This window comes from Acetivibrio sp. MSJd-27, assembly GCF_018918095.1.
In the GTDB taxonomy this organism is placed as follows: Bacteria; Bacillota; Clostridia; order UMGS1840; family HGM11507; genus HGM11507.
Map to the genome: position 1 here is coordinate 1 of NZ_JAHLPV010000065.1, position 7,369 is coordinate 7,369.

The 7,369-nt window shown below is 45.0% G+C and carries 6 protein-coding genes; 3 read left to right on the forward strand and 3 right to left on the reverse strand.

Annotated features, from left to right (window positions below; all coding sequences use genetic code 11):
- Positions 1-93 precede the first annotated feature (93 nt).
- The 3 genes from KQI32_RS12715 to KQI32_RS12725 all read right to left on the reverse strand — a co-directional run bounded on the left by KQI32_RS12715 (position 94) and on the right by KQI32_RS12725 (position 4,032).
- On the reverse strand, positions 94-2,340 hold the full coding sequence (locus KQI32_RS12715; protein WP_216425917.1) for a heparinase II/III family protein: 2,247 nt from the start codon (positions 2,338-2,340) through the stop codon (positions 94-96).
- Position 2,341: 1 nt separating this feature from the next.
- Positions 2,342-3,082: an AraC family transcriptional regulator gene (locus KQI32_RS12720; RefSeq protein WP_216425919.1), complete on the reverse strand. Its 741-nt coding sequence runs from the start codon at positions 3,080-3,082 to the stop codon at positions 2,342-2,344.
- 320 nt (positions 3,083-3,402) lie between these two features.
- Positions 3,403-4,032 (reverse strand): corrinoid protein, encoded by a 630-nt coding sequence (locus tag KQI32_RS12725; protein ID WP_177690430.1) that lies wholly within the window; start codon positions 4,030-4,032, stop codon positions 3,403-3,405.
- Between the two features lie 175 nt (positions 4,033-4,207).
- Here KQI32_RS12725 and KQI32_RS12730 point away from each other — a divergent pair, with 175 nt between their 5' ends.
- The 3 genes from KQI32_RS12730 (at position 4,208) to KQI32_RS12740 (ending at position 7,249) form a co-directional block, all read left to right on the forward strand.
- Positions 4,208-5,473, forward strand: coding sequence for a uroporphyrinogen decarboxylase family protein (locus KQI32_RS12730; protein ID WP_216425921.1), 1,266 nt, complete (start codon positions 4,208-4,210; stop codon positions 5,471-5,473).
- A gap of 357 nt (positions 5,474-5,830) precedes the next feature.
- On the forward strand, positions 5,831-6,544 hold the full coding sequence (locus tag KQI32_RS12735; protein ID WP_216425923.1) for a DUF1638 domain-containing protein: 714 nt from the start codon (positions 5,831-5,833) through the stop codon (positions 6,542-6,544).
- A gap of 15 nt (positions 6,545-6,559) precedes the next feature.
- On the forward strand, positions 6,560-7,249 hold the full coding sequence (locus tag KQI32_RS12740) for a B12-binding domain-containing protein (RefSeq protein ID WP_216425931.1): 690 nt from the start codon (positions 6,560-6,562) through the stop codon (positions 7,247-7,249).
- Positions 7,250-7,369 lie beyond the last annotated feature (120 nt).

Here is a 7,369-nt window from a genome sequence, read left to right on the forward strand (position 1 = left end):
GTTTCCCTTCCCCGATGTCGCTGAACGCGTACCCAGGCACCAGTATCACGCTTAGTATCATCACCATTGCTACCAGTATGCTTACTGTCTTTTTCATACCTTTCTCCTCCCGTTTTTTCTTAATATCGCAGTTATTTTTTGATAAAGCTTGCTATCCCCTGCTTTCAGCCCTTTCATCCGTTGTATAAGCTCCTCTGTTTTGCCGGCGGGATAGTCTGAGATATCCACCATAATAACCCCTGCATGAGGTTCCCTGTCCTCCGGCTTTTTCTGTTCCCGAATCGAAAATTCCACATCGAAAACATCGTTCAGCTCTTCCGGTCCGCCGATAGTCGGAACCAAAAATTCCGGTTTATAAATATGAAAATTCAGATTTCTGCCTTCCCACAAGCACAGCAGCCGCACCTCCCCATTTTCAAAAAGATATACATTATCATCCATTTTCTTGTAGGTGACGCCGTCTGCAAGAAACCAGCGCTGAACATGAGGCCTGTCGTTTTTAATTCCCTCCGACACACTATCCCGGACAGCGATACCTATATTGTCCATAAACTGTACTTCCCTGTTTACCCTGCAAAAGCAATACCCTGTATGAGAAGTATGGAATTGAAAATGATTTTTGTATGCATTTACCCTGCTGACCTCCGTCTGTGGCTTAAGTACCAGCCATCCCGCCTCAAAAAAGGAATCTTCCACAATGGGGCGGGAATGTACCAGTACACAGTTATGGGAGGTCATATTATATAAAAAGCCTCTCGGCGCCTTTCCTAGCACAAAATTTTTGTACAGCGCACCGGCATAGGTCTCGGCAAACATCTGTTTCCCCCGGATAGAGATATCAATCGACGTCATGTCAAGATGATCATGCCCAGAGCCATTGGATTTTTCCCGGCAGCTTAAAATCATATAATTGGCATCCCTGCGGTAGCTGTCTCTCGCCGCGATAAATCCGGCGTCAGGATTACAGCAGTATCTCTTCACACTGATATTTTTGCCTTCCCGGGCATCCAATACTTCTTTGCAGGCCTGATTATCGAACAGATCCATCCCCATTCTCAAATAGGTTTCTACCCGGACGCCTCCCTGATCGCCAATCACATCATAGTACTCTCCAGGCGGCGCGATCAGCGCTGCCATGTCAAACATTTTATCTATCTTACGGCAGGACTCATTGTCAAAAAAGTGATCCTGCTCATTTTTTGCAGTCAAAAGCACCTTGGAAAGCATCTCACCAACCGTAGCCCCAAGCCAGTAACCTATACTATGCTCCGTGTAGCTTCCTGCTTCTGAAAAATTAAATTTGATGTATTCCAGAACCTTTTTCTTCCCAACCTTCTCCATCGCCTTGAATGCTGTGAATTCCGGCATCAGCTTTGAAATCACATAAGGTACGATTGCCCTAGTGAAGAAATAAATATTGTGAGACTGGAAGCTGGTATTTTCAAAGCGGCTGAACTGTATTCCGAGAAACCAGATTCGCTTAATCATCTCAAAAATTAAATTCTCATCACACGCGTAAACAATAGAAGTGTTGAGCAGATTGATAAAGGTGAGAAGCAGCCAACCTACATTCAATGTCTCACGATTCTGTGAATATTGGAACCAAGTGGATTCCGGATCCTTTTCCTCAATGATCAGATGAAACGTCCTGAAAAACTGCGTGAGCATTTCCTGAAACTTGGCGAGTGCTTTGGCATCCCCTGTCATCTGATAGTACAATGCCAGAATCTCCAGAAAATATCCTCTTTGAAAAATGAGGTAAAAACCCTGCTGCATTTTTTTCAGTTCCTCATAGCTGGCCACAGGATATCTCTCCAGATTCTCCCCTAGATACAGTTCTTTTCCATGAGGCAGCAAGTAGGTATTCTCAAGCAATTTTTGCCCGGCTTTCATAATATAATCCTTCACCGAAATCTTTGCATTATAATGCTGCCACATGTAAGGCTGGGAGAGAAAGTCCACTTCGCGGATCCCACTATCTCGATAATCGTAAAATCCTTTGACATTTTTCCGGCAGCGGAAATAGGACACGAGTTCCCGCTTTGCCCGGGGAACATCCTCCGCTTGCAGCGCGCTCCTGACATCGGAAAGACTGCTTATATCCAAGTCCAGTGCCTGAAGCAGCATCCAATCAGAGACATCCCTCTCATCATCGGGAAGGAAGCTTTCGCTTTTCTTCTCTTCGTTCTTCTGCTCTTGAAAATATTGAAACAACTCCTGTTTTGCTGTTTCCATATCATCCGCCAAGACTGCTTTTTTGATGCCGTCAATCCCCTTTGTATCACTTTGAATCAATTGAAATATTTCCTGTTCTGTTCTGTCTTTTATCGGAAATGCCATCTCATATTCCCCCTTCGTCTGTGTCATCCTTAAGATTGATACCAAGCATAACCTTCCGATAACGGCTGGGCGACATCCCGGTATACTTTTTAAAAACTTTTGTAAAATAGCTCTGATCGTCAAATCCAACCTCACTTACGATATCCATAAGGCTGTAGCGCTCAACCATCAGAAGTTCTTTAATCTTTTCCACTTTCACGATATTGATATAGCTGGACACATTGTAGGACGTAGCATTCTTAAACACCTTACATAAATAGGACTTACTCAGATGAACATGGCGCGCTACATCGTCCAGCGTAATTTTTTTATTGTAATTATTTTTGATGTATACAACCGCCTTATGAATGAGATTGACATCCTCCACATCCGATACATCGAAGGAAAAATCAATGAAACGGTTGGTGGCATTTGCCAGAGTCACAGTTAACTCTCTGGCGGTATCATACTTCTCGATCTCATAAATATAGTGGTTGTTCAGCGAAAAAATCTGTTCCACATCCGCCCCGGCCCCGATTGCCGCGCGGGACATAACCGTCAGCAGCTCCGTCAAACGGAATTTCACGATATTCAGCTGTGTATTCAAATCCTGAAACAGATATTCCAGCAAAACGTGAAGCGCATCCTGTGCCTCGGATTTGTCCCGCTTTGCTATCATTACCCTCAGCTTTTTTTCCACGTCATAGGGATATTCCTCATAGATTTGCTTTCTGTCTTTCGGGCCGTTCTGAGAGATTCCCATTCTGCAACTTCCCCTTCTATATCATACAATGTTTTGTATTGTCTCACCAAATAAACCATCTGCTATCTGTTTGAAATTATAACATATGCAAAAAAATCATTGCAATGAAATCTGATTATGAGAATAAAATAGTTTTAAAACATAAAAAATAGTACAAAAAAATTGGCATATCCTTTTACCGACATGCCAATTTCTGTACGCTGTTGTTCTCTTAAGCATAAAGCACAGTATACAAACCCGTTTTTGGTTGATTGCGGCGGATTCGGATACTGCGTTCTATGCTTAAACACCAGGGTGTCAAATCCAATGCGCACTGATGTTTAGGAGGCGCAGATTTCAAGCGCTTTATCCGCCGCACTCGCCGCATCCGGTGTATAGTAATCGGCCCCAATGGTTTTGCAGAAATTATCGTTTATGGGGGCGCCTCCAATCATTATCTTAAAATCCAGATTCTTGCTTCTCACCAAATCCACTACATTTTTCATTTCTCCCATGGTAGTGGTCAAAAGCGCGGAACATGCTATAATATCCGCATTGTGTGTGACGGCTTGTTCTACAAACTTTTCCGGAGCCACATCCACGCCGAGATCAATGACATTCAGCCCTTTTCCCTCCATCATCATCTTCACCAGATTTTTTCCGATATCGTGCAGATCACCTTTTACCGTCCCCAATACAACCGTTCCAGTTGCCTCAACCCCCTCCTCTGTGAGATAGGGTTTCAGAATCAGCACACCTGCATTCATTGCCCGGGCAGCAATCAAAACCTCCGGAACATAGACCTGGTTGTTCTTAAATTTTTCCCCGACGACACTCATTCCGGCAAGCAGCCCTTGTTCCAATATATCTTTTGCGGGTATTCCCTCTTCCAAAGCTTGAGATACCAGTTCTTTCACCTTTGGCGCGCGTCCCTGCTGCATAAACGAGCTGATTTCTTCCAAATAATTCATTCTATTTTCTCCTTTCTTCTGTCTCTTTCTGTCTTCATTATAACCAAGAGATCCCACTGGATATAGTAATTTATTTTTATTTTTATCAAAATTTCGCACACTCGCTGCGATTATATTGACATTCCCCTTATTTGCTTTACAATAAAAGAAAAAAGATTAAAAGGAGAGAAGCTTTATGAACTCCAGAGAAAGAGTACAGAATGCGCTTGATCATAAAACACCGGACAGAGTCCCGGTAGATATGGGTTCGACCGCTACCAGCGGTATCAATGCCAGCATCCTTTACAAACTGCGCAATTATTTGGGTCTGCCCGAACGGCCGATCGATATCGAGGATCCCTTCCAGCTGCTGGGTTCCGTAGACAATGAGGTGCGCAGTACGCTGAACATTGATGTGATTGGGCTTTGGAATCCTGTCAATTTTTTCGGAACCAGCAATCTGAAAAAAAAGCCTTGGCACATGCCTGACGGTACACCTGTTCGGATATCCAGCACCATGAAATTTACGGAGGACGAAAAGGGGACCATATATACTTATCCTCAGGGCGATGATACGGTTTCTCCCAGTGGACGGTTGCCTGCGGGAGGAAGTTTCTTCGACAACATAGACCGCTCCGGAGAATTCGATGAGGAGAACTTGACACCGCTTGAGGATTATCAGGATTCCTTTTCCATTTTTTCCGACGAAACAGCCCGCTATTTTGAGGAGGAATCCAAACGCCTGTATGAAGAAACCGATTATGCCGTCATCGCCAATTTCGGCGGCGGCGCTTTCGGGGACGTGGCGATTCTGCCCGGCGCTTTTCTGAAAGCACCCAAAGGCATCCGGCGGATGGAAGACTGGCTGATGGCGCATATTCTTTATCCGGACTATATCAAGGAAGTCTTTTCTATGCAACTGGAAACCGCTCTGAAAAACCTGGAAATCCTGAAGCAGGCTGTGGGGGATCGGGTCTGCGCTATTACCATAAGCGGTACGGATTTCGGCACACAGAACAGTGAATTTATGTCGGTGGAACAGTACCGGGATATCTACAAACCGTTTCATGAAAAAATAAACGGCTGGGTACACCAAAACACCAATTGGAAAACTTTTTATCACTCCTGTGGTTCCATTCCTAATCTTTTGCCGGATTTGATTGATTCCGGCGTAGATATTTTGAATCCGGTGCAGTGCTCGGCTACCGGAATGGATGCACGATTTTTAAAGGATACTTACGGAGATAAGCTGGTTTTCTGGGGAGGCGGCGTGGATACCCAGCATACCCTTCCCTTCGGAACACCGGAAGAGGTTTACAGCCATGTGAAAAATCGGCTTTCTATTTTTTCTGAAAACGGTGGATTTGTCTTCAATACCATCCATAATATTGTCGCAAAAACACCAGTTGAAAACATCGCCGCTATGTTTGAGGCAATCAAGGATTTTAATGATGGAAAATAGGACGGGACGTTTCCGTTTTATGGCATCGGCAGTTTATTTTGCCGGTGCTTTTTCCCTTTCTATTTCAGAAAAACCATGGTATAATAACCTCATAAACCTCTAAAGCATTGAAAATGCCAAGAGGTTTGGAGAACATTGAAATGCAACATTCCGATGACAATATGCTATCTTTATTTCGTTCAATAAGGGCTTGTCCCGTCATTCAACGAGGACAAGAGCACTGCATAGCAGTGCCGCGATCAGCAGGAGATTGCACTCCCGCTGATCGCGGATATGGAACCCGCCGCCTTAGAGGCGGGGGACATCTTGCACGCAGTTATAAATATAATAAAATTTGCAGCAAAAGGAGTCTGGAACGTGAGAATCACCGTGATTGCCTGTCAGGTGTTATACAGGCAGATAAGCTTTTTATCCGCACAATCGAAAAACAGCATACATACTGTTTACCTTCCCCAGGGGCTGCACAACACGCCGCAGCTTTTAAAGAAACTGCTGCAAAAACACATTGATGAGGAGAGTTCCTCCTCTTTCCAGCCGGAAGCTATCGTTTTGGGATATGGTCTGTGTTCCAATGGCCCTGTAGGGATAACGGCAAAAAATGTTCCTCTGGTCATCGCCAGAACGGATGACTGTATCGGACTCTTTCTGGGCTCTCAGAAGCGCTATTTGTCCTACTTTAACCATTATAAAGGCATCTATTGGTATAATCCTGGCTGGATCGAATGGGCATTTACCCCATCCCTTGCCTCATATGCACAGAGAGAAAAGGAATATCTTGAAAAATACGATCCCGAAACAGTAGAATATCTAATGAAGGAGGAGAAAAGCTGGACGGCCAACTACCGCCACGCGGTTTACATCACTTCCTCCGTCTATGATTCGGAGAAATATCGGAGCTACACCAGAAAAGCGGCCAAAGATTTCCAATGGAATTATCTCGAAGCCGCGGAGGACCACCGGTTGCTGAAAAAACTACTGGACGGCAATTGGGACGACGAAGAGATCCTGATATGCAAGCCGGGACGTACTTTTGCGGAAACCTTTGACCATCGTAAGCTGGAAGCCCGATAGAAAGGAGCAAATTTGGTGAACTATCTGGAAGAGATTGAACTGTATCTGCAACAGGGACGTGCATCTAAAATAAAAGCTCTTATTGCGGAGGCAATGGAACAGCAGATCCCGGCAAATAAGATTCTTCTTCACGCACTGATGCCTGCAATGGCCAGCATTGGCCGGAATTTCCGGGACAATAAGGTCTTTGTTCCGGAAGTACTGATTGCGGGAAAGGCGATGAATGTGGCTCTTGATTTGCTTCGTCCCAGCCTGGTGAAAGAGGATCTGCCCAAGATAGGAAAAGTGGTCTTGGGTACAGTAAAAGGCGATCTGCACGATATCGGAAAAAATCTGGTGAAAATTATGATGCAGGGAAAAGGGCTGGAGGTTTTCGATCTGGGCGTAGATGTGGAGGCTCAGAGCTTTGTGGACGAAGCAGAACGAGTCGGTGCAGAGGTTATCGCCTGCTCTGCCCTGCTTACTACCACCATGCATGAGATGAAGCAAATCGTGCGGCTGGCGAAAGAAAAAGATAAGAAAGTGATTATCGGAGGTGCTCCTGTCTCGGAGAAATACCGCCAACATATCGGAGCCGATTTCTATGCTGGTGACGCAGCGGAATCAGCGGAGCTGATCGCCGGTTATTATAACTCTAAAAATACCTCTGCTTCCATCACAAAAAAGAACAGAATGAAGGATTCTGCTGATAAATCCGCCGAGTGACGGCTCTGTAAAGTTAACATGAAAAAATAGCACCCGCAATCAGCCAATCTGGCTAAGCAACGAGCAAAAGCTCGCGTTTGCGCTTTTTGGACAGCTCGAGGCCGGCGCACTGTGCCGGGG